This window comes from Leifsonia sp. NPDC077715, from assembly GCF_040686855.1.
GTDB lineage: Bacteria > Actinomycetota > Actinomycetes > Actinomycetales > Microbacteriaceae > Leifsonia.
Genome location: NZ_JBFBOG010000002.1, coordinates 921,030 through 944,764, shown reverse-complemented (window position 1 = coordinate 944,764; position 23,735 = coordinate 921,030). Strand labels below are relative to the sequence as shown.

Genomic DNA, 23,735 nt, shown 5'->3' with positions numbered 1-23,735 from the left:
GTCAGCCGATCCGCTCGATCGCGGGAGGCGTCCACGTGCCGTCGAGCACGTCCTCACCCGGCTGGTACAACCGCAGGATCGGCCGGAATCCTCCGGCGGGAGTCGGCAGCCAGTTGGCGGCGGCCGTCGGATCGGTCGGGCGGGCGGCGCTCATCGTGATGGTCAGTCCTCCGTCGTCGTCGTACACGAGCCCCGGCGTCCGGTCGCCCACCGAGTAGCGCTCGACGGGGTTGCGGACCAGGTAGTAGTGGGGCAGGTCGTACATGGTGATCGACCAGAACGCGCCAACCGGCGGGGTCGGGTCGAGCCGGAAGCGGTAAACGTGCTCGCCGGACAGGGGCTCGCCGTCCGCGTCCTCATAGGTCATCAGGTAGGCCGCCTCGTAGGCGTGGTTCCCCCACAGTCCGCCGAGGGCCGCGGCGGCGCGGTGCGCGTAGCGGGTGCGCGGGTCGAGGAGCTTCCACTCGGGGGCGTCGATGGCCCCGAGCTCGAAGAAGTCGAGGTTGTAGTCGAAGACGTGGAGGTTGACCGACCAGTGGTCGATGAGCGCGACGGAGGTGTGCAGGGCCGACTCCAGCGCCTCCTTGCCCAGCGCGTACCCCTTCTCCAGCGCCTCCCGCACGCCCTCCGGCTGCTCGGCGAGCGTGTACGGGCTCACCAGCCCGAGCGGCGCGTACGAGTCGAGGGCGGGGCGGTCGCGCTCGGCCGGAGGGAACGCCTGGGACCACACCCGCAGCTTCTCGAAGAAGTCGAGCGCTTCGCCGTTGCCGGTCGTGACGTCGGGGACGCCCTGCGGGGGCGCCAGGGACTCGCGCACCTGCGCGAGGGAGAGGCCGTCCTGGAGGGCGTGGACCGCGGGCAGGTCCTCCTCGCCCGCGACGGCCCACCGGCCGACGATGGTGCCGACGCGGGTCGGGAAGCGGATGGCGGGAATGCGTCCGTCGGCCGGCTCCTCGCCGGGCGGCAGCAGCAGGAATTCGCCCGCCCCTCCCCCGGTCGCGCGCGTCCCCAGGTAGGCGAAGTTGTTCGTCCACGCGTCGACGAACTGGAGGACGTAATAGCGGTCACCGGCCTCGGGCACCGTCAGCCGCAGGGGCCCCACCGAGAGGTCGATCTGGGCGATGGAGTAGAGGGTGTCGTTGTTGATCGACACGAAGGTGTCCTCGGGCCCCGCGAGGCGCCGCGCATGCCCGAACACGTTGAAGGGCGTGGCAGGGACGCCGCCGATCCCCTCCTCGGTGAACCGCACGACCTGCTCCAGGTCGAACACGAGGGGGAACCCGACGACGTACGCCTCGGTCGCCAGCTCGGTCAGCTGCTCGGTCACTGCGGCACCCCGTCCATCCACTGGTCAACGGAAGACACGATTCATTCTACAAAGCGTAGAAGAACGCCCTGCTTCGCTCAATATACGCGGCAGCCGTGACGAGGAGCTGGACAACAAAAAAGACCCCCCACGCACCCGCCAGAGCCCGGTTACCCTTGCTGCGTTTCCGCCCTGGGGGAGTTGGCCTGGATGGCGCCACGTGGGGAGCCGGAGACCAGTGTAGCGGGTGCGGCTGGGAGCCGCGTGCGTCGGGGTCGCCGCCGATCGGCTACGATATTGTGAGCCGCCGGCCGCGACAGCGGAAGGCAGCCCCAGGAGAATTCGCCTAGTGGCCTATGGCGCACGCTTGGAAAGCGTGTTGGGTGCAAGCCCTCGGGGGTTCGAATCCCCCATTCTCCGCCATTTCCACCGACCCTCGGTCTTTCCTGAGCCGGCACGTTCGACGCGTGAGCATTGCGTCGTTTCACGCATACAGTTCGGTCATTCAGCCGATGCCCCCTTCGGGACCTGCTTCTAGGTTCGTCAGCAAGCGCAGGACGGACGAAGCGGGACCGTGAGGAGCGACGATGACCTTGACGAACGCAGAATGGACTTCTGCCGAAACCACCGCCGCGGAGGCCGAATCCGAGACCGGCGAGGTCGGCGTCCGCCTGGCGAGGCCCTTCTCCGCTCCCGGTTACAGCGCGGAAGCGGAGGCCGAGTACCAGCCCCAGGAGCAGGCCGGCGAGTTGCACGCCGAGATCTCGGAATCGGAGCACAACGAGCTCACCGAATCCAGCGAGTTCGCCGCCTTCTCGCCTTTCACGCACGCCGAGGCGGCCGAGGACCGCGAGGTGCTCGAGAACGAGTTCCTCAACGAGCTGGCGGGGAGCGAGCTCTCCGAGGCGATCGGTGAACTCGCTCAGGAGTGGTCCGGCATCCACGCCGAGATCTCCTCGAACAGCGGTCAGGGCGTCACCCCTCCCGCGCTGCGCGAGGCCGGAACCGTCCTCACCCGCCGGGCCGATGAGGTGGCGACAGAACTGGACCGCATGCTCGAAACCCTGGGCGAGACGCTCGGGGAGCACACCGCGACCACGATCGGCGAGAGCGAACTCGCCTCGTTCCTCGAGCTGACCGAGTCGCCGCCGATCCCGATCGGGGCGTCGCCCGCCCAGGAGCAGTTCTTCCGCAAGTTCGCCCGAATCGTCGGCCGCGTGGCGCGCGGCGCCGTATCCCTCGCGAAGAAGGGCGTCTCGCTCGTCGGCAAGATCGCGTCGTGGCCGCTCCGCATGCTGTTCTCCAAGCTGGGGCAGCTCGCCCGCGGCCTGCTCCGCGGGGTGCTCAACTCGGCGATCTCCCGACTGCCGGTGGTCCTGCAGGCTCCGGCCCAGCAGCTCCGTGTCCGGCTGTTCGGTCGCGAAGCGGAGCTCGAGGGCGAGGGCGAGGGCGAGACCGAAAGCCTGGGCGAGGTCGCGGTCGGTGAGCACGGCGGTTGGTCGAGCGAGCGGGCGCTCGCCGACGAGCTCGAGGGTGAGACCGTCTGGCGCGGCGCGATCCCGGCGGTCGGGGGCGCTCAGGAGCTGGAATCCGAGTTCGTCACGACGGTGAGCCGCGCCCTCGCAGCCGAGAACGAAGCCGAGCTCGCCCAGCTCGAGGCCGAATACGCCGCCTCCGCCGCAGAATCCGAGGCAGCGCCCGGAGCCTCGGAGCTCGACGCCGCCCGCGTGACGCTGGTACGCGAGCTCGCCGAACTCCGTGACGGCGAGAGCGCGGGGCCGGCCATCGAGCGGTTCCTCCCCGCCATCCTTCCCGCGCTCCGGATCGGGATCCGCCTCGTCGGCCGTCAGCGGGTCATCAACCTCCTCGCCTCGGTTCTCGACAAGCTGATCCGGCCGCTGGTCGGCCCGCGGTTCGCGACCCCCCTCACGCGCGCGTTCCTCGACATCGGGATGAAGGCCTTCACCTTGGAGGCGAGCGCGGAAGACCGCGAACTCGCCGGCGCCTCGGGTGTCGCCTCCCTCCTGGAAGACACGCTGCGGCGCGTCGCCGAGCGGGGGAACGAGGTCTTCACGGACACGAACCGGCTCCATTCCGAGACGGTCGCGGCCTTCTCCGAAGCCGTCGCCCACACCATCCCCTCGTCGCTGATCCGTGGCGACCTCGAGAGCCGGGAGACATCCGGACAGACCGACACCACATGGATGCTGCGGCCGCGCGTTTACTGGTACCGCAAGTACGCCCGTGTCTTCGAGATCACGCTCACGCCCCAGATCGCCGCGGCCATCACCACCTTCGGCGGCGTCCGGCTCCTCGACGTGCTGCGGGCGAGAGGTGTGCGCCTGCCGGTCAAGGTCCGTGTCCACCTCTACGAGACCCTGCCGGGAACCTACCTCTCGCGCATCTCGCAACTCGAGAAGGATGTCCCCGGCATGACTGCCGACGGGTGGCGCCAGTTCCACACGCTGACGGTCGCCGCAGCAGGCACCCTTCTCGGCGAGCCTGGTCTCGGTGTCGATGTCGATCCACGGTTCACCCGCGATCGCTCGACGGTCGCCGCCGGGCAGCGCTTCTTCTACCTGCAGCTTCCCGGGGGCGGCGGCGGTGTCGCGAAGAGCTTGCCGAGCCAGGCCTGGGTGACGATCGACGCCCGCCCGGGTCAGGACATCATCCGCTTGACCATGTACCTGTCGGAACCGGACGCTCAAGCGGTAGCGGCACGAGCGCGTCAACGGAACACGACCGCTTTCGTGATAGCGCTCCGCGCCGCGATCCAGGCCGCGATGTACAGCCTGAAGACGAATCCGCGGTCGCGCCTGATTTTCTTGCGCGAGGCCTCGAACGAGGCCCCCGCGGCAGCCGCCGGCGCGGGGGCGGCGATACTCAACGCGATCATCTCCAAGATCGTCGACCGACTGGTGGACGCAGCCATCCGGCTGGCAGCGGATTATGCCCGCGCCAAGAGCGACGAATTCGTCAAGGCCGTCGACAACCCCGCCGCCGGGGTGTCCATCCAGGTCACGGTGCCGATCCCGTCCCTGTCGACCTTCCTCTTCGGACCGCTCGCCTCGGTCATCGGCGCAGCCCGGATCCTGGGCGCCATCCTCTCGAACCGGCTGGGCATGAGGACCGTGCCCGGGCTGCGGAAGTAGCGACCATGGAACTCGTCGAGGCGCTGCGCATCCAGCTGGACCGGCAGGTGTCGCACTGGGAGGCCGCCTCCGTCGCGCTTCGGGACCCGTCGTCCTTCAGCGCCGACGGAGCCTGGAAGAACCTGGAGCGCTACCTCGACCGTGCCGTGCGCGCGTCGCTCGAGCAGTCCACCCAGAGTCTGCACCGCGAGATCCAGGGTCTGCGCACTCAACTGGACGGGGCCCGGCTCGGTCCGCAACTCGTCGTCGTGGCGCGGAGGCTCCAACGGGTGCGCCGGCGGTACGGGCAGGTGGAGACCGTCGTGAGCTTCTACGCCGACGCCGTCAACACCCGCACCAACCCGACGCTCGGCACCCACATGCGCGCCTTGGACAGGATCGCGGTCACCAGCATGCGCAGCGTGCTCGACCCGATGGGACAGCAGGTGCCACCCGTGCTGACCTACGTGGACAAGGGGCTCGGCGCCGCGATCCTCCGAGCGGGGGTGCGTCTCTGGGATGGCCGGCGGAGCCCGGCGGCCGCGATCAAGGTGACCCGCCACAACCTCTACCGCCCCACCGCTCTGGTACACGAAACCGGCCACCAGGTCGCCCACCTCCTGGGCTGGAACCGTGAGGCGTCCGCGGCGATGGGCGCTGTCCTCGCCGACGACCCGGAGCTGTCCCGGCACTGGAGGTCGTGGACCTCCGAGATCACAGCCGACGCGTACGCCTTCGTCCACTGCGGTTACGCCGCCGTCGCGGCCCTGCACGACGTGGTCGCCAACGAGATCGAGTCGGTGCTGCAGCTCGTGCCGGGCGACCCGCATCCGGTCTCCTACATCCGCGTCCTGCTCGGCGTCGAGATGTGCCGACGCGCATACGGCGCCGGACCGTGGGACGACCTCGCCGCCGCGTGGAAGGCCACCCATCCCCTGGCGAGGGCCGTGCCGTCTGTCGGCGACGTCCTCGCCCGTTCGACGGCGCGCCTGCCCGAGCTGGTGGACGCGTTGCTCTCCCGTCCCTGCGAGGCCTTCGGTGCACGTTCCCTGACCACGATGGTGGACCCCCAGCGAGTGGCTCCTGCGGAGCTCGAGAAGCTCGCGGCCGCCAGCGGTCCCTCCCTGTTCACGTCGTCCTATCTGGTCGACAGGGAGCAGCTCCGGATCGTCGCCCTGACGGGCCTCCGGATCGCCGTCGACCCGCGCAACACGATCGCGCACACGCGCGACTTCGCCCGCTTCGCCCAGACGCTGGGCGTGGAAACGACCACGGCACTCGCCGCATGACCGCCAAGGAGGAGACCTCGATGCCGAGCAAGCCCAATCCGAAATCAGAGAACGAGCCCGCGCCCGAGACTCAGGCCGCGGAAGTCGCCGACTTCCTCGTCACGTTCATGAGACGCGTCATGGACCTCAAGCCGGAGTGGGAACGATACGAACGGGAACTCATCGATCAGTCGTTCGGTGACACCTCCGCCAACCGGATCCGCACCATCGAAGACAATGCCGCCACCACCTGGGATCGGCTCCAATCGGACGGGGGCGTGGCCGCGCAGGCGGACTATGCGCTGCTCCGATCCGGTCTCGGCCGGCGGGTGAGGCCGGACGGCCCGCTCGTGGACCTCTCGCTCGAGGTCGGTCTGTCACAGGAGGGTCTGTCGGTCGAGGGGCACCAGCTCCTGGGCTCCATCGGGCTCGCGTTCCGCTGGGGGGAGTTCTGGCAGAACACCGAGGTGCTCGCTTTCGGCACGAAGGCCGTGCGCCACATCGTGCCCATCGAGCTTCCCGACGGCGTGCCGGTTCAGGTCATCGCATTCGACTCGTCGTCCGTGACCGGCTTCGCCGTGGTCCAGCGTGACACCGTCCTCGCCGAGACAGGCGTCTGAAAGGAGCCCCCATGTTTCGCAACCTCGCTACCGTCCTCGGAGGGCCGGAGAAGTTGTTCTCCCTTCATCCCGTGATTCTGCACCGCTACCTCGACGAGGCGTGGGCGCAGGCCGGCTTCGTCCAGATCGGCGCCGACACCTCGGACGTCTTCCTCGGCGACACGGAGCAGATCGTCGACCAACTGAAGCTGCCGCCGATCGCGGTCGAGGATTCGGGACTCGGTCTGCCACTCCAGCGGCGGCCCTGGGAACATCTGATCTACGCCTACCTGCTCGAGAACACGGGCATGCTCCGCGTCTTCCGGCGGGTCGTCGAACTGTTCGCGATGGGGGAGGAACTGGACGTGCCCGGTCCGCTGACGCGGCAGTTCCTCCGCTCCACCGAGGAGCTGATCTTCACCGACCCGCCGCCCTTCAGCATCGGGGCGGTCGCGAGCAGGGTGCGCCCCAGTCTCGAGGTCGTCAGCCGCAACGCGTACTGGCGCCTTCTCGGCATGGATCTCGACCACGGCCCCGACAGCTCGGGCCCGTGGCTTCGTCCACGGGCGTCCTACGCCAACTTCGTGCCGGACTTCGAGAGCCTGTTCGGCAATGTCTGGCAGAACTACCTCAACCGCAAGAACTCCAGCGGTGAGAACTCCTCCGATCCTCAGGCCGTGGTGGACCGCGCCCAGATCCTCTCCGAGGGCCTGCGCGTTCGTCGGCTGAGGGGCAATCTGGCTCGCGAGGAATTCTTCTTCACGGCGCTGTTCAGCTGGTTCCATGTGGTGCTCGAATCCGACAACGAGATCATCGTCGACCTCAAGGCGACCGCTTCAGATCCCGGCGAGCGTCTGCGCAAGCTGGGGGCACGGGTGGGTGTACCCGTGCATCCGCGAGCCCGGAGCCTCATCCTCCTTGCGGAGCCGGCGAGCTCTCTCCTGCGCTTCGTCGAGTTGCAGAAGTTCAACGACGCCGCCGGGGCCTCGACGCTCTTCGCCGAGACAGGCGCCATCAAGGATGACGCGTTGGCGGTCATCGACCAGTGGAGCATGGCGACCGGGCGGAGCCTCAAGCTCCGACCCGGAGTCACGCCCGTGAACGCAGCCGGAGCCGGAGCATCGCGCGACCGGACGACGAGCTCGCGTGCGATCAGCACGCTCCGGGTCTGAGAGGGGAGACCGAAATGGACGAAATCCTCGGAGAGAGCCCCTTCGAGATCGCCGGTGAATCGAGTCCCGGCCAGGCGGAGTTCGAGAGAACCGCTTATCAGGAGGCCGCGGAGTCCCGGCTGGACGAATTGGAGGCCGAGTTGGGAGAGCAGCCGTGGACGGGCGAGACCGAGTCTCCGCCTGGTCGTCCCGTCCCGTCCTCAACCGCACCGCTGGCCGTCGACCCCCGCAGTTGCCCGGATGTGACCTACCGAGGCGAGCCGTGGAACAGGGGCCGAGTCGGGCGGCACCAGACGGCGACGGGCACAGCGACCCAGACCAAGATCGCCGAGTCCGCCGCGGTGCGGCTCCTTGATCTCGGCGACTTCGACGTGGACGATTACCGCCTCCGCCCCGCTCACCGGACCATCCTGGGTGTTCACGTCGCGGGCATCGCCGACGCGCTCCGTCGTGGCCGGATCGTGGGGCCCATCCTGATCAATGTCCAGGGGCGCACATCCAGCACCGGGTCGATGGCGCACAATCTGGCGCTGTCGCGGCATCGCGCAGTGAACGTGACGAACATGATCCGGTGCCTCGCTCGTCAAGCGAGGATCGAGGACCAGCTGACCGTGCGCTGGACTCCGCTGGGGGAATCGGTCAGCCAGACCACCGGCGGAGACAACGTCGAAGGGGCCGACTCCCGTCAGGTGCGGGTGCAGGTCATCGCGCCGCGCCCGACCGGCTTCCGCGCGCCGATCCGGAGCGCCGCCTCGATGCGCGGGGAGTCGGAGACCGCCGAATGGGAGAGCGGGGAATCGGAGAGCGGCGAGTGGGGGGTGCGGTACGGGACCAGGCCCCGTGTGCGGAGTCACCGCCCGGCTCCCGGGAACGGTTACGGATACGGATACGGAGACGGTTCACCGTGGTCCGCATCGGCGCCTACCCGGCTCTGCTTCGAGGTGGTGTCGCTCCGGCGCAGCCCTCGGTTCGCCTGGCTGCGCGTCGGCGGCCTCCGGACCGTCACCGCTCGCGTGCGCGTCCACGAGCATGGATCGACGGCCTCGTCGCTGTACGTGCTGCAGGGTGTTCTTCTGCGGTCGAGTCGCACGCCGGGTCCCGCGCACACTGCTCCCCTGGCCCGCCTCACCGGACGTGCCCGCCGAATTCTGGCGATCGCAATGCAATCGCCGAACCCGAGGCGCGGATGCTCGCCGGTCTCTGTGGTCGCAGGCGCCGGATCGGCGACCCGCCGCCTCGGCGGGATGGCCATCCTGGTGATCCCGCCAGCGGGTTCCGGGCGGGCTCTGCTTCGTCTCTCGCCGAGATCGCAGACGGTGCGGTTCCGCCATCGATTGATCTCCGTACGGGCCCGGCGTTATGCCGCACCGGTCCTGATCGTCGGGCGATTCCGCCTGCTCGCAGTGGGCGAACCCCGGCTCGGACGCGGCGAGACCGCGAGCTTCGCCGAAGCGGGCGAACTCACTGAATACGGCGAACTCGGCGAGACCGAATGGACGGAGGCCGAGCACGGCGAGCAGACGGAGTACGGCGAGCTTGGCGAGGCCGAATGGGCCGAATCCGCCGAGGTCAACGAGTACGGCGAATGGGGAGAGGCCGAATCGAACGAGCTCGAGTGGGCGGGGGTCGGTGAGCTGAGCGAGTTCGGCGAACTCGGCGAGAGCGAGTGGAACGAAGCCGGCGAGCTGAACGAGTTCGGCGAACTCGGCGAGAGCGAGTGGAACGAAGCCGGCGAGCTGAACGAGTTCAGCGAACTCGGCGAGAGCGAGTGGAACGAAGCCGAGTTCGCTGAAGCCGAGAGCGAGTGGGCGGAGCTGGGTGAGGGCGAATCCGAGTACGGCAGGCAGGGCGAATATCCGTGATCATCGACGCGCACTGCCACGCCGGTACGGGTGAGGGCCTGTCCCATCCATCGAACACGGACGCGGACCTCTCTCGCTACGCCCGCCGGGCTCGCGCTGCGGGCATCGACCGCACGATCGTGTTCGCCACTCTCACCACCGACGACTACCGGTCCGGCAATGCACAGGTGGGGGCGATCGTCCGGCGCGATCCGGCCCGCTACATCGGCTTCGTTTTCGTGAATCCGGCGTACGACCGGGGCCGCGTCGGCACGATCGTCGACGAGGCGATCCGTGGTTGGGGCTGCCGGGGCATCAAGGTCCACTGGACGAACGGCAGGATCACCCGCGAAGTGCTCGAGATCGCTCGGGTGCGCAGGCTCCCGGTGCTCTACGACCCCCGCGGGGACATCAGCACGGTGGAGTTGATCCTCGGGTCCTACCCGCAGGTACCGATCATCATCCCTCACCTCGGCTCGTTCGCCGGCGACTGGGGCAGCCAGGTGGCCATCATCGACAAACTGCGCCGCCACCCGAATCTCTTCGTCGACTCCTCCGGCGTCCAGTACTTCGACCTGCTGGTCGATGTGGTCCGCCGCGGCGGTCCCGACCGGCTCATCTTCGGAACGGACGGCCCGTTCCTGCATCCCGCCGTCGAACTGGCGAAGATCCGCGAGCTTCGGCTCCCACCTGAGCAGTTCGCGCTCGTCACCTCGCAGACCATCCTGAGGCTGCTCCCGCCGCCCGCCGTTCCCCGTGGAGCGGTGTCGCCAGGGGCATTCCGAACCTCCGGGGGAACGGCTGGAACACTGTCTCGCCGGTCCGGTCCGCGCGGCGTAAAATCGCGGCCATTCTCCCCGAGTTCCCCTCACTGAACACGGCCAACGAATGCCTCCATCGAATGCGCACCAGCTCGCGTCGTACCGGCCGACGCTCGACTTCGAGCGGACGCGCCTCGTGGAGCGCATCGTGGGCGACACCGAACGACGAGCCGCGGTCGGCACGCCGAGCCTGGTATCCCTGCGCGGGGATGCGGGGCAGGGCAAGTCCACCATCCTGGAGGCCGTGCTGGCCGAAGTGAAGCGCCGCGGCAGCTCGGTGATCCGGATGAGCGGTTCCCCGCTCGCTGCGGGGATGCCGTATGCGGCACTGTACGAGATGGTGACGGACCCCTCGAACCGGTTGGGACGCACGGGACGCGGGCTGGCCGATCAGCTGGCATCGTTCCGCGGCGGCGCCTCGCCCTTGGCGGTCGCGCGTGCAGTAGGCGCCTGTCTGCAGGAACTCGACGGTCGCGCTGTTCTCCTCGTCGATGACGCGGACCTCGTCGACGAGGATTCGTTACGCGTCGTCGCCTTCGCGGCCGCCCGCTACTCCCCTGCTCCCACCTCCGTCATCTACGCCCTCACACGGACGGTCCCGCTGCTCGATCGCCTACAGGTCACGCAGCTTCGCCTCGACGACCTCCACCAGCACGACGCCGAGAGACTCGCGGTGGAATCCGGTGCGCATGAGGCGGCTGCGCCGCACCTCGTGGCACGGCTGGGGGGCAATCCACTCGCCCTCCGATTCGCGTCCCCGGCCTTCCCGTATCGGATCGTGGGCGACGACCTCGGCGTCGTCCCCGTTGCCGCCCGGTTGGAGAGCGACGTCGATGCCCGCATGGAATCGCTGGGTCAGGATGAGCGCCGCCTGCTGATCGGCTCGGCGGTGACCGGGGAACGCGACGTCGAGCGGCTGTCCGCCTACCTCGCCGAGACGTCGGAGTCTCTCGACGACGCGCTCGACGGGGTGGAGGGTTCGGGGCTGGTGGAGGTGCATCACGGGGAACTGCACTGGCACCGGATGTGGATGACCGCCGCCGTCGCGCGTCGCTGCGGTCCGGACCGCCGCGCACGGCTCACGGCGATCCTCCGTGGAAGCGGCGATGTCGCACACGACGCCGACGCCGTCGAGGATCGCCCCACGCTGCTCACCAGCTCCGAACGACGGGTCGTGGAGGTGATCGTGGCCGGTGCATCCGTGAAGGAGGCCGCAGACACCCTGAGCATCAGCTCTCGCACCGTGGGTTCGCACCTCCAGAGCGCCTACCGCAAGCTGGGCATCCACTCGCGTTCACAGCTCGCGGCGCTGATGCTCACGGGTGCCGGCGCACACGAGATGCCTCTGTGAGGTGCGGCCCACGCCCGAGCCAGGAAAGGTCTCGTGACCAGCGCGGTCCGGGGGCGTGAAGTTGTCCGACAAGGGCGCGTAGCGGGTCGACCCGGTCACGCGCTGACCCAGCACTCCCAGACCCCGACGTCGGCGAACCCCAGACGCTCGTACACGGAGTGCCCCTCCGCGCTCGACTGCAGCCAGGCCCCGCGGGCCCCTGCGGCAAGGGCGTCGCCGACGATCCGCGACGTGATCGCCGCTCCGTACCCTCTCCGTCGGTGCTCGGGCGGCGTTGCGATGTTGAAGACGCCGACGTGGTCCGCGAGGTGCAGGCCGAGGCCGGTCGCGACCGGCTCTCCTCCGACCTCGGCGACGTAGAAGTGCAGGGCCGAGGGTTCCGCGGCGCCGAGTGCGACGAGCGGGGCGAACAGCGCGGCCGGCGCGCCGAAGCCCGCAGCGGCGACCTCGGCGTGCAGCGGGAGCTCCGCGGGATCCAGCCGACGCACGTCCAAGCCGGGCACCGCCTCCTCCGCGGTGGGTGCGACGGTGAACATGAGCGGGGCATCCTCCCCGCGGGTCAGCCCGAGGCCGATCGCGGCCTTCCTCCCGGTCGTCGAGCCGGACGGGAACTGCGCACAGTACGGGACGCCTGCATCGCGAACCGACGAGAGCCAATCCGGGAATCTCCCCGCGTCGGGATGAGCGGACCAGACGCCGTTCATCGTCGGCGCCGCGATCCCGGTGACCGAGGCGACGTGGTGCCCGTCCTGCCGGGACCAGCCGCCCGGTACCCGCTCCCCCAGCCATGCGCGCGCGGCCAGGAGGAGGGACGACGCCTGCTCCGAAGAGGCTGCTTCCATAGCCGGAACCTACCAGTGCCGCGGCTGGCCACTCGACTTTGTACCTACAGGTAGGTACAGTTGCTCCCATGACGACGCGAGACGACCTGATCGAGGCGACACGGGAGCTGATGTGGGAGCGCGGCTACGGGGCGACGAGTCCGAGGGAGATCCTGGATGCGGCCGGCGCCGGCAAGGGCAGCATGTACCACCACTTCCAGGGCAAGGAGGCGCTGGCGCAGGCGGCCATCGAGCGCAATACCGAGCAGATGCGCGCCCAGGTCGAGGCCGACCTGCATTCGGCCGGGAGCGCCACCGCGCGGATTCGCGCGTACCTCAGCCGTGATCACGAGGTGGTCCTCAAGGGATGCCAGTTCGGCAGGCTCGTGCAGGAGCCGGAGGTGATCGAGGCGCCCGCGCTGCGGGGCGAGGTCGAGGGGATGTTCGCGTGGATCCGCGGGCAGCTCGCCGCCGTCATCTCGAGCGGCGTCGAGAGCGGGGAGTTCCGGCCGGATCTGGACCCGGCCCGCACGGCGGCGGCGGTCGCGGCGACCCTGCAGGGCGGGTACGTCCTGGCGCGGGCGGCGCAGGATGCGTCAGTGTTCGACGACGCGGTCGAGGGCGTGCTGGCTCTGCTCGAAGCGGCCCGCGCGTGACCGCGATCGCCGCACCCGCCCGCTCGGCCTGGTCGGCGCGCGGCTGGGCCATCTACCTGGGCTGGATCGTCATCACGCTCGACGGCAGCGCGCTGAACCTGGCCCTCCCGCGCATCGCGGACGACCTGGGAGCGCAGGCGGGAGGCATCTCCTGGGTCGTCGACGCGTACACGCTCCCGTTGGCCTCCCTGCTGCTCCTCGGCGGCACCCTCGGGGACCGCATCGGCGCGGAGCGGCTGTTCCGGATCGGCGCGATCGGGTTCGCGGCGGCGTCCGTCGCGTGCGCGCTCAGCCCCTCCTTCGCGGTGCTGGTCGCCTGCCGCGCCGCACAGGGCGTCTTCGCCGCGCTTCTGCTGCCGATGGTCCTGGCGCTGGTCGGGAAGAGCTTCGACGACCCCCGGCACCGCTCATCCGCCGTGAACCTGATGACGGTGTTCGGCGGCGCAGGGATGGCGGTCGGACCGTTCCTCGGCGGCCTGCTGACCGACACGACGGGCTGGCGAGCCGTGTTCTGGCTCACCGCGCCGATCGCGATCGTGGCAGCCTTGCTCGTCGGGGCCGCCGACCGACCGGCCGTCCGACAGGACCGGCCGCGCCTCGATCTGGCCGGGCAGCTCGTGGGGACGGCGGGCCTCGTCGCCGTCGTCGCCGGGCTCATCGAGGCCGGCCGCGACCTGGGCTCTCCGCTCACCTGGACGCTCCTCGCGGCCGGCGCGGTGCTGCTCGCCGCCTTCGTCCTGGTCGAGCACCGCGCGAAGGCGCCGATGATGCCGCTGGGCGTGTTCCGGAGCCCCGGGTTCACCGGCGCGGTCCTGGGAGGCTTCGCGTTCCAGTTCGGCGCCTACGGGCTCCAGTTCTTCCTCGCGCTCTACGTCCAGGCGGCTTGGGGAGCGTCGGCCTCGGCCGGCGGACTGCTGCTCGCCTCCTTCGCGCTCGGCACCATCCTGGCGGGCGTGATCGTCAACCCGTTCCTCCTGCGAAGCGGAACCCGCCGGATGATCCTCATCGGCTCGGTGAGCGCCGCCGCCGGGACCCTCCTGCTCCTCGGCGCGAACGCGCCGGAACGGTGGTGGGTGCTGGTGATCGCCGAGTTCATCGTCGGGGCCGGCACCGCGATCTACTCCACCGCGTTGAACCGGACCGCCAGCGTCTCGCTCGGCGCCGGCTCCGCGGGGCTCGCCTCCGGCATCTACAACACCTCGCGCCAGGTCGGGCAGTCCGTCGGGATCGCGGTCCTCGGAGCCCTCGCCGCCCTGACGGACGCCCGCGCCGGCTTCATCGCCGCGATCCTCCTGATCACCGCCTGCGCCCTCGGGATCGCGGCGATCGGATCGCGGGCACGCGATCACGCGGAGGTCAGCGCACCTTCTTGACCCGGGTGACACTGAGGGCGCCGAGCACGCCGAAGACCGCGCCGCTGATGAAGAGTCCGGGGTACCCGAATGCCGCGATGAGGGCCGGCGCCGCGACCGGGATGAGCGACTGAGGCAGCGATTGGGCCAGGTTGGCGACACCGAGGTCCTTCGCCGCGGTGTCCGGGCTGGGCAGCACATCCGTCAGGAGCGCCAGCTCGACGGCGAAGAACGCGCCGAGCCCGGCGCCGAGGACGAGCTCGCCGAGCAGCACCACCGGGATCGACGGCGCGAGGGCGATGATCGTGAGCCCCAGGACCGCGATGATCGAGGACAGGATGACGAACGGCTTGCGACGACGGACACGGTCGGAGAGCCAGCCGAGCACCGGGGTGATGAGCAGGATGCCGACCGCGTTCGCGAGAATCGCCTGGAACACGAGGGTCGGCGCCTCCGAGTCGGCCACCCCGAACTGCGCGATCAGGAAGTACGTCAGGTAGCTGGTCGCCGTGAACTGCGTCGTGGTGAGGAAGAAGCGCGTCAGCCACGCCCAGCCGAAGTCGGGGTGCTTGCGCGGGTTGAAGACGAACGCGCCGAAGAACTCGCGGGCGTTGAACGGCTCCTTCGGGCCGCGGACGGCGATGCGGTCCTTGACCGGCAGCACCATCCCGATCATGAGGGCGACCCCGATCAGGCTCGGCACGAGGCTCTGGACGAGGCCGACCGGGAAGAGCTGGACCAGGAAGGTGGCGGCTACGCCGCCGACGTTCTGAGCGAGGCTGATGAACGAGGCCGTACGTCCGCGTCGTTCCGGGCTGATCTGGTCGGGCAGCATCGCGACCAGCGCGGCGAGGGCGAAGTTCAGGCCGACCTGGGCGATGCTCCAGCCGACGAGCACCAGCGGGACGTTCGGAGCGACGGCGATGACGACGATGCCGACGTAGCCGACCAGTCCGCCGAGGACGATCCACGGTTTCCGCATCCCGAACCGGCTCGTCGTGCGATCGGAGATGCGACCGGCCAGCGGGTTGGCCAGGAGCGAGAACAGCGCGCCGATGCCGAGGACGACGCCGAGGTCGGCGGCGGAGTTCGCCAGGTCCAGCTCGCGCAGCCGCAGGGCGATCGTGATGACGAGCGGTGGGACGAGTGCGATCGAGAAGCCGAGGATCCCGAGCGGGATGGCGACCATCGGGTAGCGGGAGGGACGCGCCGGACCGGGCGTCGAGGGCACGACCTGGTCGGAGGGGAATCCCTCCCGGACGCGGCGGGGACAGTGAAGGGCTGGGACTCGTCCACGTTGACTTCTCTCTGCAAGCGGGTTTCCGGGGCGACCGCCGCCGGCAGAGATCACGATAACAGTAAAAGCCCCACTTGGAACTTTTTAATTTGCGGTGGCCCCGACGGGCTTCAGGAGCTGTTCGTAGAGCTCCATCCCGGCGTGCAGGTCGACCTCGGGATCGAGCAGCCATTGCGTGGAGAGGCCGTCCATCGCGGCGATCAACAGCGCGGACGCGGACTCGAGGGAGATGTCATCCCGCACCAGACCGGCGCCCTGCGCCAACCGCAGGATCTCGAGCGCGTCGGCGCGAAGCTGCCGGTACCGCTCGATGAAGAACGTCCGCGAGTGCTCGTTCCCCGGCTCCATCGCGCGGGCGACCATGCTGTGGCGCAGGGACATGAGCCCCGGCGCGCCTGAAGCGTAGGAGTCGAGGTGGCCTGCGAAGTCGGTCGAGGGCCGGCCGCTCTCCCGCGCATCCAGGAGCGCCTGGCGGTCCTTCTCGCGCAGGATCTCGAGGAACAGCTCCTCGCGGGTCTCGAAGTAGCGGCGGAGTGCCGCATGGCTCACGCCGATCGCCTCGCCGATGGCCCGCAGGCTCGTGCCCTCGAGTCCCAGCTGCGCGAAGACCTCGATCGTCCTGTCGAGGATCTGCTGACGCCGCATGACGCCCTTGGGGTAGCGTCCGCGCGACCCCGGCCCCTTCGCCGGGGTGGCCGCCGGCTCGGCGGCCTGCGGCTCCGTGTTGCTCTGCATGGCGACAACGGTACCAATCAGCAAATGTTCCACACGGAACTTTCTGTTAGCCTTCCCCTCATGACCGATGAACTCGACCGGGTGGAGCATCGCGTCGCGAACGTCGTCCGCGACCAGCTGGCGCCCGCGCTGCACCGCCGCAGCCTCCCCCTCACGATCACCGCCTGGGAGGTGCCGGACGAGCCGGTCCCGTTCACCGAGGCGGTGGCCCAGACGTTCACGCCCTTCCAGGTCGGGCAGAAGTGGAGCAAGCCCTGGGGCACCACATGGTTCCACCTGACCGGCGAGGTCCCGGCCGGCTGGACCACGGATGCGGAGGGGACGACGCTGCAGGCCGTCGTCGACCTCGGCTTCTCCGGACTCGTCCCGGCGTTCCAGTCCGAGGGGATGTTCTATCGCCCGGACGGGACCATCCTCAAGGGCCTCGAACCGTTCAACAACGCCGTCGACCTCGATCCGCACGAGCGGCGGATCGATCTCTACGTCGAGGCCGCCTCCAACCCGAACATGCTGGCCCACTTCTTCGTGTCGCCCCGCATCACCTCCGACGGCGGGGCCGGGCTGCCGGGTCCGTTCATGCCAGCCCCTCGTCCGCCCGTGTCGCACCTCGGAGACAAGGCGACGGCCGGCTCGGAGCCGATCTACACCCTCCAGAACGTCGCGCTCGTCCAGCGCGACCGGGATGTGAGCGAGCTGCTGTCCGATGCGTCCGTGCTCGCGGGGCTGGCGCGCCAACTCGACGCGGGCCTCCCTCGCCGGGCCGAGATCATCCGCGCGCTCGACCGGATGTGCGACGCCCTCGATCCCGACGACATCGCGGGTTCCGCGGCGGCCGCCTGGGCCGAGCTCGCCCCGGCGCTCGCGGCGCCCGCCCACGCCTCCGCCCACTCGATCGTCGCCATCGGCCACGCGCACCTCGACTCCGCGTGGCTCTGGCCGACCCGGGAGACCGTCCGCAAGGCGGCGCGTACCTTCTCCAACGTCCTCGACCTCATGGATGACGACCCCGAGTTCGTCTTCGCCGCCTCCAGCGCCCAGCAGTTCGCCTGGGTGAAGGAGCACTATCCCGAACTGTTCGAGCGCATCCGCGAGCGCGTCGCCGAGGGCCGGTTCGTCCCGGTCGGCGGGATGTGGGTCGAGAGCGACCTGAACATGCCGGGAGGCGAGTCGCTCGTGCGGCAGTTCCTCCAGGGCCAGCGGTTCTTCCAGCAGGAGTTCGGGCTGATCGCCCGCGAGGCGTGGCTCCCGGACACATTCGGCTTCACGGCCGCGTTCCCGCAGATCGCCCTGTCGGCCGGAACCGACAACTTCCTCACCCAGAAGATGTCGTGGAACGACACCAACGTTCTCCCGCATCACACCTTCCTCTGGGAGGGCATCGACGGCAGCCGTATCTTCACCCACTTCCCGCCGAACGACACCTACGGTTCGGATCTCAGCGGCGCGGACCTGGCGAAGTCGCAGCGCCAGTTCGCCGAGAAGGGCGCCTCGGACGTTTCGGCGACCCTCTTCGGCTGGTCGGACGGCGGCGGCGGCCCCACCCGCGAAATGCTGGGCGCCGCTCACCGCGCTCACGACCTGGAGGGGTCGCCCCGGGTGACCCTCGGCTCCCCCGCGCAGTTCTTCGAGCGCGCGAAGGCCGGACTCCGCGCGCCTGCCGTGTGGACGGGAGAGCTCTACCTCGAGACCCACCGCGGCACCTCCACGTCGCAGGCGGAGACCAAGCGCGGCAACCGGCGCAGCGAGCACCTGCTGCGTGAGGCGGAGCTGTGGAGCGCGTCCGCCGCCGTCCGCGGCCTCGCGGAGTACCCGTACGAACAGCTCGAGGCGATCTGGCGGACGGTGCTGCTGCTCCAGTTCCACGACATCCTCCCCGGTTCGGCGATCGCCTGGGTGCACCAGGAGGCGGAGGCCGCGTACCAGCGCATCGAGCGGGAGCTCGAGTCGCTGATCGCGGTGGCCCAGCGCGCTCTCGCGGGCGTCGGCGAGGCGACGGTCCGCTTCAACGCGGCGCCCGTGCCGTTGGAAGGTGTTGCGCCACTGAGCGCCGGGCCCGCGACCGGCGCCGAGCATCCGGCGCCGGTGCGCACCGACGACGGTGTCGACCTGTGCAACGAACGCGTACGAGCCCGGTTCGACGCCGACGGCCTGCTGGTCTCGCTGCAGGACCTGGCGTCGGGTCGGGACCTCATCCCGGCGGGCGAGGCCGGGGCGATCCTCCAGCTCTTCCGCGACCGCCCGAATCTGTTCGAGGCGTGGGACCTCGACCGCTCGTATGCGAACAGCGTCACCGAACTCCGCTCGCCCGACCGTGTGGAGATCGACGGCGGCGCGCTGGTGGTGCGTCACTCGGTCGGCCGCTCGTCCGTCACCCAGCGGTACCGGCTCGCCGCCGATGCCACTAACCTGCAGATCGAGACAGAGGTGGACTGGCACGAGCGGGAGAAACTGCTGAAGCTGGCCTTCCCGCTCGACCTCCGGGCGGACTCCTACGCCTCCGAGATCCAGTTCGGGCATGTGGATCGGCCCACCTTCGCGAACACCTCCTGGGACACCGCCCGGTACGAGACGGTCGCCCACCGCTGGGTGCACGTCGCGGAGCCGGGATTCGGCGCGGTGGTGGCGAACGCCTCCACCTACGGGCACGACGTCACCCGCAGTGTCCGACCCGACGGAGGGACGACCACGCAGGTGCGTCAGTCGCTGCTGCGCGCGCCGATCTTCCCCGACCCCACGGCCGACCAGGGGGTCCATGTGTTCCGCAGCTCGGTGGGATTCGCGGCCACGCCCCTGGATGCCGCCCGCGCCGGCTACGCACTGAATCTCCTTCCCCGAACCGTGCAGCGCGCCTCCGGCGATACGGTCGCGCCGCTCGTGGCGGTCTCGGCTCCGTCGGTTCTGGTGGAGTCGGTGAAGCTCGCGGAGGATCGATCCGGCGATCTCGTCGTGCGCCTGTTCGAGTCACAGGGCGCCCGCACGCACGCCGCCCTGATGTTCGGCGTGCCGTTCGCGGAAGCCTGGAGGACGGATGTGCTCGAGCGGGAGACCGGAGAGGGCTCCTGGGCCGGTGACGAAAGCGTCGAGCTCACGCTCCATCCGTTCGAGATCGTCACCGTGCGGCTGCGGCTGCGCCCCGCGACCTCCTAACGCTGGCGCGACGCGAGCGCGTAGGCCGGGACGGCGATCGCGACCGTCGCCACATGCATGAGCGCCAGCGCGATCACCGCGGGGACGGTGGTGCCCGGGATGAAGCGGAGCGTCGCGAGGAGGATGTCGGGCACGAAGGAGAGGGCGAGCACCACCGGGACCGCGATGGCCAGGGCGCGCCGCGGGTGCGCCGCCCGGCGGGCGATCACCCGCCAACCCACCCAGCCGGCGACCATCCCGAGGATCGTCATCGATACGTAGGCGGGAACGGTGACCGGGCCGTAGGAAGCGGGGACCCCGAGGGCGACGGCGACGGCCGCGATCGCGGCGTTCACGGCGATCGCCGCAGCGACGGCGATGCTGAGGATGACGGCCGCACGCTTGGAGCGAGCGGGAGCGGCCGAGGGGACGGCGGTGGAGACCATGATGCACTCCTATCGGACGGATTTACGGTTCCAATCAGTACCGTAATAGATTACGGTACTGCCGAATCCCGAAAGGTACAATAGGCTCATGGCCTCCCTCGCCACCCGCCCCTCCGGTCGCCCCCGCGTCGAAGAGCTGGAGGGACGCATCCTCGAGGCCACACAAGACCTGCTGATCGAGGCGGGATACGGCGGCACGACGATCGCCGCGGTGGCCGAACGCGCCCACTGCGGCAAGTCCGCCATCTATCGGCGCTGGGAGACCAAGGTGGACCTCGTCGTCGCCGCCGTGCGGGCCTCGCAGGTGCCGCCGGAACTCCCCGACACCGGCACGTTGCGCGGCGATCTGTTCGCGGCGGCGATGCACTTCGCCGGGGCCGACGGACGTTCCGGTCGTGTGCTCGCGAGTCTGCTGACGGCGATCGGCACCGACGCCGAGCTCTACGAGGCGGCGTACCGCGATGTCGGTCAGCCGCCCCTCCAGGCCCTCGTCGCCGTCATCGAGCGCTGGATCGAGCGCGGTGTCGTCTCCCCCACCGTTCGGGTGGGACTGATCGCGGGGATCGTGCCGACCGCCGCCTTCGGCAGCGTCGTGCTCCGTAGGCAGTCCCTCGACGAGCGGGCCGTGCGCGAGCTGGTCGACTTCGTCGTGCTGCCCGCCCTCGACGCGCCCGGCGTCTAGACCCCTGAGACGGCGAACGGGCCCGCTCCTTCTGGAGCGAGCCCGCCCTCGTCGCGGGATGTCAGTCCTCGGCGATGTCCGAGAACAACCCGGTGAACGGCGTCCCGGTCCCCACCAGACGCTGGAAGAACTCGCCGGCCACCGGGGTGGCGACGGCGGCGGAGGCGTCCTCGTAGCTGTCGAAGTAGAGGTCGAGGGTGCGGTGCGCGGGGGTCGGGCTGCCGTCCTCCTTCGGCCAGACCTTGGCCGCCTCCACGCGACGCAGCCCCGGGAGGCGGCGTGCGAGCGTCTCGACCTCCGCGTACGCGTCCTCGAACGCGGCGGCGTCGGACGGGTTGTCGATGATGAGGGTGATCTTGGTGGGCATGGCTGTTCTTCCTTCTTATCGGTCGCTCGTGACGAGCTGTTCGGTGGGGTGGATCCGGGTGCGGGTGTCGCTGCCGGCCGTCTCCAGCAGGCGCAGCCACAGCTCGCTCATGGTCGGGTAGGCGGGGACGGCGTGCCAGAGCCGTTCGATCGGCACCTGGCCGGCGATCGCGACCGTGGCGGCGTGGACGAGCTCGGCGGTGTCGGGGCCGACCGCGGTGAAACCGGCGATCGTGCCGGCATCCTCGTCGATCAGCATGCTCACGCAGCCGGTGTAGCCGTCGGCGTGGAGGGAGGCTCCGGCCACCGCGCCGAGGTCGTACTCGACCGGCCGGACCCCCAGCCCGGCCGCGGTCGCGCTGGCGAGCGTGTGGCCCACCGACGCGATCTCCGGATGGGTGAAGATCACCTGCGGGACGGCGACGTGATCGGCCGTCGCCGCGTGGCGCCCCCAGGGGGCGTCGTCGACCTCGCCGCCCCGGGCGCGCGCGGCGATGACGTCGCCCGCGGCCCGCGCCTGGTATTTGCCCTGGTGCGTCAGCAGCGCGCGGCCGTTGACGTCGCCCGCCGCGTAGAGCCCGCCGCCCGCGACAGGGACGCCGGACTCGTCGACGACGCGCAGGCTCTCGTCGACCCGGAGCCAGCCGCCCGGCACGAGGCCGACGGTCTCGAGGCCCAGGTCGCCGGTGTTCGCCCGGCGGCCGGTCGCGACCAGCACCTCGTCCGCCTGGACGGTCTCACCGGCCGCGAGGACGATGCTCACGGTGCCGTCGCCGTGACGCGTCACCTCGGTCGGCTCGGCGCCGATCAGGAGGCGGACGCCGTCCGCGGCCAGCGCGGTCGCTACCTGCTCCGAGGCGAAGGGCTCGACGCGGGGAAGCAGCCCGTCGCGAGCGATGAGCGTCACGGCCGTGCCGAACGCGCTGTAGGCCGTTGCCAGCTCGGCCCCGACGACACCGCCGCCGATGATCGCCAGCCGCTCGGGGATGCGCTCGGCCGCCACGGCCTCCCGGCTCGTCCACGGCCTCGCGTCCGCGAGGCCCGGGATCGGCGGGACGGCCGCGCTGGTGCCCGTCGCGATGACGACCGCGTGGCGGGCCTCCAGCATGGTGGCGCCGCCGTCGGGTCGCGTCACGGTCACCGTGCGCTCCCCGGCGAGGCGGCCGTGGCCGCGGACCAGCGCGATGCCGGCGCTCTGGAGCCAGGAGACCTGTCCATCGTCGTGCCAGTGTGCTGCAAAGCGGTCCCGGCGCTGCAGCACGGCGGCCGTGTCCAGTCGCCCGGTGACCGCCGCGGCCGCGCCGGGCAGGCTCCGCGCAGCGCGCAGCGCGGCGGCGTCGCGCAGGAGCGCCTTCGTGGGCATGCACGCCCAGTAGGAGCACTCTCCGCCGACCAGCTCGGCCTCCACGATCGCCGCCGTCAGACCTCCCTGGACCGCACGGTCGGCCACGTTCTCGCCGACGGGGCCCGCACCGATCACGATGACGTCGTACACGTCCGCGCTCATCGGGCGCCCGCCTTGGCGGCGCGCGACAGACGGATGGCCGACACCAGGAAGAAGATCCCTCCCAGGGTGGCGTAGCCCGCGAGGCCGACGAGCGACGCGGACGAGCCGGCGGACTGCAACGCGAAGCCGGCCCCCGCGAGGACGGAGATGCCGCCGCTCAGGATCATCGGCCACTGGCCGCCGAGGGAGCGTCGCGAGATGCCGACGATCAGCTGCACGGCGCCGGCCGTGATCGCCCAGAGCCCCCAGACCAGGAGCACCGCCGACCGCCCCGAGCCGGCCGCGAACGCCAGCCCGACGGCGGCGAGGAGGCTCAGCGCCATGTTCACGTACAGCAGCCCGGCCGACCGCGTGCCCCGCGAGACGCGGTGGTCGATCACGGCGGCGGCCAGGTCGAAGACCGGGTAGAGCACGAGCAGGGTCGCGCTGAGCGGTGTGACGGCCGCGGCCGTGAAGGCGATGATGATCGCCCACACGATCGCGAAGCCGAAGCGGACGAAGTAGAGCGCGCGTAACGACGTGGCGATCGTCGCGCGTTGCGCATCGGGGGCGGTGGTTGTGGTCATGAGCAGTCCGTTCGTCGAGAAATCGATGTAGAATGACTAGTCACTCTACTTAGAAAAGTCACCATAGTGAACATTTGCCGGCATCGCAACCACCGCAGGAAGGACTACCTATGATCGGGAGCGTGAAGACGTCGATGCGGGATGCGCTGGTGACCGCGGCGACCGAGCTGTTCTATGCGGAAGGTCTCCGGGCAGTCAGCGTCGACAAGGTGATCGAGAGGGCCGGAACGACCAAGGTCACGTTCTACCGGCACTTCAAGAGCAAGGAGGACCTGGTCGTCGCCTACCTCGAGGTCCGGGCGCAGCAGGAACGCGACGGGATCACGCAGGCCATGGAGGCCGCCGACGGCGACGCGGACCGCGTCTTCCAGCTCATCGCCGCACAGCTCGGCGAGTTCGCCTGCTTTCAGGGCTTCCGCGGATGCCCCTTCATCAACGCGGCCGCCGAATATCCCGACCCCGAGACCCCCGTGCGCAGGCTCGTCGACACCCACCGCGCCTGGTGCAAGGACGCGTTCCGGACCATCGTCGCGCCCCTGGGCCCGGGCGATGCCCAGGCCGTCGCCGACGACCTCATGCTCATCCGCGACGGCGCGATGGTCGCCGGGTACCTGGACCGCACCGAAGCCCTGGAGCAGTCGTTCCTGCGGAGCGCGCGGGCGCTCACCGGGTCCCGCTGAGGCGGTCCCCAT

20 protein-coding genes, 1 tRNA gene and 1 other RNA gene are annotated in these 23,735 nt (G+C 70.1%); 13 read left to right on the top strand and 9 right to left on the bottom strand.

Annotation, left to right across the window (positions count from 1 at the left end):
- Position 1: 1 nt before the first annotated feature.
- Together AB0P25_RS11630 and ffs are read right to left on the bottom strand one after the other, a co-directional pair.
- Positions 2-1,327: a DUF1254 domain-containing protein gene (locus AB0P25_RS11630; RefSeq protein ID WP_363807478.1), complete on the bottom strand. Its 1,326-nt coding sequence runs from the start codon at positions 1,325-1,327 to the stop codon at positions 2-4.
- A gap of 115 nt (positions 1,328-1,442) precedes the next feature.
- An RNA gene (gene ffs / locus AB0P25_RS11625) (signal recognition particle sRNA small type) lies at positions 1,443-1,539 on the bottom strand.
- 102 nt (positions 1,540-1,641) lie between these two features.
- Between ffs and AB0P25_RS11620 the strand changes: the two genes are divergently transcribed.
- The 8 genes from AB0P25_RS11620 to AB0P25_RS11585 all read left to right on the top strand — a co-directional run bounded on the left by AB0P25_RS11620 (position 1,642) and on the right by AB0P25_RS11585 (position 11,489).
- Positions 1,642-1,729 (top strand) — tRNA-Ser (locus AB0P25_RS11620).
- 164 nt (positions 1,730-1,893) lie between these two features.
- On the top strand, positions 1,894-4,458 hold the full coding sequence (locus tag AB0P25_RS11615; protein ID WP_363807477.1) for a hypothetical protein: 2,565 nt from the start codon (positions 1,894-1,896) through the stop codon (positions 4,456-4,458).
- A 5-nt stretch (positions 4,459-4,463) separates the two neighbouring features.
- The gene (locus AB0P25_RS11610; protein ID WP_363807474.1) at positions 4,464-5,726 is read left to right on the top strand and encodes a hypothetical protein; all 1,263 of its coding nucleotides are present in this window, start codon (positions 4,464-4,466) and stop codon (positions 5,724-5,726) included.
- On the top strand, positions 5,723-6,325 hold the full coding sequence (locus AB0P25_RS11605; RefSeq protein WP_363807472.1) for a hypothetical protein: 603 nt from the start codon (positions 5,723-5,725) through the stop codon (positions 6,323-6,325). The genes AB0P25_RS11610 and AB0P25_RS11605 overlap by 4 nt, the downstream gene beginning before the upstream one ends.
- 11 nt (positions 6,326-6,336) lie before the next feature.
- Complete coding sequence (locus AB0P25_RS11600; protein WP_363807470.1) at positions 6,337-7,476, top strand: hypothetical protein; 1,140 nt, start codon at positions 6,337-6,339, stop codon at positions 7,474-7,476.
- A 14-nt stretch (positions 7,477-7,490) separates the two neighbouring features.
- Positions 7,491-9,338 (top strand): hypothetical protein, encoded by a 1,848-nt coding sequence (locus AB0P25_RS11595; RefSeq protein ID WP_363807467.1) that lies wholly within the window; start codon positions 7,491-7,493, stop codon positions 9,336-9,338.
- Entirely contained in the window at positions 9,335-10,192 is an 858-nt protein-coding gene (locus AB0P25_RS11590) for an amidohydrolase family protein (RefSeq protein ID WP_363807464.1), read from the top strand. The genes AB0P25_RS11595 and AB0P25_RS11590 overlap by 4 nt, the downstream gene beginning before the upstream one ends.
- Before the next feature lie 13 nt (positions 10,193-10,205).
- Positions 10,206-11,489: a LuxR family transcriptional regulator gene (locus AB0P25_RS11585; protein ID WP_363807462.1), complete on the top strand. Its 1,284-nt coding sequence runs from the start codon at positions 10,206-10,208 to the stop codon at positions 11,487-11,489.
- Positions 11,490-11,584: 95 nt separating this feature from the next.
- Here the strand turns inward: AB0P25_RS11585 and AB0P25_RS11580 are convergent, their stop codons facing one another.
- On the bottom strand, positions 11,585-12,331 hold the full coding sequence (locus AB0P25_RS11580; RefSeq protein ID WP_363807459.1) for a GNAT family N-acetyltransferase: 747 nt from the start codon (positions 12,329-12,331) through the stop codon (positions 11,585-11,587).
- Between the two features lie 68 nt (positions 12,332-12,399).
- Between AB0P25_RS11580 and AB0P25_RS11575 the strand changes: the two genes are divergently transcribed.
- Together AB0P25_RS11575 and AB0P25_RS11570 are read left to right on the top strand one after the other, a co-directional pair.
- Positions 12,400-12,966 (top strand): TetR family transcriptional regulator, encoded by a 567-nt coding sequence (locus AB0P25_RS11575; protein ID WP_363807458.1) that lies wholly within the window; start codon positions 12,400-12,402, stop codon positions 12,964-12,966.
- On the top strand, positions 12,963-14,339 hold the full coding sequence (locus tag AB0P25_RS11570; protein WP_363807457.1) for an MFS transporter: 1,377 nt from the start codon (positions 12,963-12,965) through the stop codon (positions 14,337-14,339). Before AB0P25_RS11575 ends, AB0P25_RS11570 begins: the two co-directional genes overlap by 4 nt.
- On the opposite strand, the gene AB0P25_RS11565 is transcribed toward AB0P25_RS11570, so the two are convergent.
- Positions 14,323-15,549, bottom strand: a complete 1,227-nt coding sequence (locus AB0P25_RS11565; protein WP_363807456.1) for an MFS transporter — start codon at positions 15,547-15,549, stop codon at positions 14,323-14,325. The genes AB0P25_RS11570 and AB0P25_RS11565 overlap by 17 nt on opposite strands.
- Before the next feature lie 150 nt (positions 15,550-15,699).
- The gene (locus tag AB0P25_RS11560; protein WP_363807455.1) at positions 15,700-16,350 is read right to left on the bottom strand and encodes a TetR/AcrR family transcriptional regulator; all 651 of its coding nucleotides are present in this window, start codon (positions 16,348-16,350) and stop codon (positions 15,700-15,702) included.
- Between the two features lie 60 nt (positions 16,351-16,410).
- Here AB0P25_RS11560 and AB0P25_RS11555 point away from each other — a divergent pair, with 60 nt between their 5' ends.
- The gene (locus AB0P25_RS11555) at positions 16,411-19,497 is read left to right on the top strand and encodes a glycoside hydrolase family 38 C-terminal domain-containing protein (protein WP_363807453.1); all 3,087 of its coding nucleotides are present in this window, start codon (positions 16,411-16,413) and stop codon (positions 19,495-19,497) included.
- Here AB0P25_RS11555 and AB0P25_RS11550 read toward each other — a convergent pair.
- Positions 19,494-19,922 carry a DUF6069 family protein gene (locus AB0P25_RS11550; protein WP_363807451.1) on the bottom strand — a complete coding sequence of 143 codons (429 nt, stop codon included), beginning with the start codon at positions 19,920-19,922 and terminating at the stop codon, positions 19,494-19,496. The two genes, AB0P25_RS11555 and AB0P25_RS11550, sit on opposite strands and share 4 nt — an antisense overlap.
- 88 nt (positions 19,923-20,010) lie before the next feature.
- Here AB0P25_RS11550 and AB0P25_RS11545 point away from each other — a divergent pair, with 88 nt between their 5' ends.
- Positions 20,011-20,604 carry a TetR/AcrR family transcriptional regulator gene (locus AB0P25_RS11545; protein WP_363807450.1) on the top strand — a complete coding sequence of 198 codons (594 nt, stop codon included), beginning with the start codon at positions 20,011-20,013 and terminating at the stop codon, positions 20,602-20,604.
- 61 nt (positions 20,605-20,665) lie between these two features.
- Here the strand turns inward: AB0P25_RS11545 and AB0P25_RS11540 are convergent, their stop codons facing one another.
- The 3 genes from AB0P25_RS11540 to AB0P25_RS11530 are packed head-to-tail and all read right to left on the bottom strand — an operon-like array spanning position 20,666 to position 23,043.
- Entirely contained in the window at positions 20,666-20,971 is a 306-nt protein-coding gene (locus AB0P25_RS11540) for an EthD family reductase (protein WP_363807449.1), read from the bottom strand.
- Positions 20,972-20,986: 15 nt separating this feature from the next.
- Positions 20,987-22,477 (bottom strand): NAD(P)/FAD-dependent oxidoreductase, encoded by a 1,491-nt coding sequence (locus AB0P25_RS11535; protein ID WP_363807446.1) that lies wholly within the window; start codon positions 22,475-22,477, stop codon positions 20,987-20,989.
- Complete coding sequence (locus AB0P25_RS11530; protein ID WP_363807444.1) at positions 22,474-23,043, bottom strand: hypothetical protein; 570 nt, start codon at positions 23,041-23,043, stop codon at positions 22,474-22,476. Before AB0P25_RS11530 ends, AB0P25_RS11535 begins: the two co-directional genes overlap by 4 nt.
- A gap of 122 nt (positions 23,044-23,165) precedes the next feature.
- On the opposite strand from AB0P25_RS11530, the gene AB0P25_RS11525 reads away from it, so the two are divergent.
- Positions 23,166-23,723, top strand: coding sequence for a TetR/AcrR family transcriptional regulator (locus AB0P25_RS11525; protein ID WP_363807442.1), 558 nt, complete (start codon positions 23,166-23,168; stop codon positions 23,721-23,723).
- The last annotated feature ends 12 nt before the right edge of the window (positions 23,724-23,735 follow it).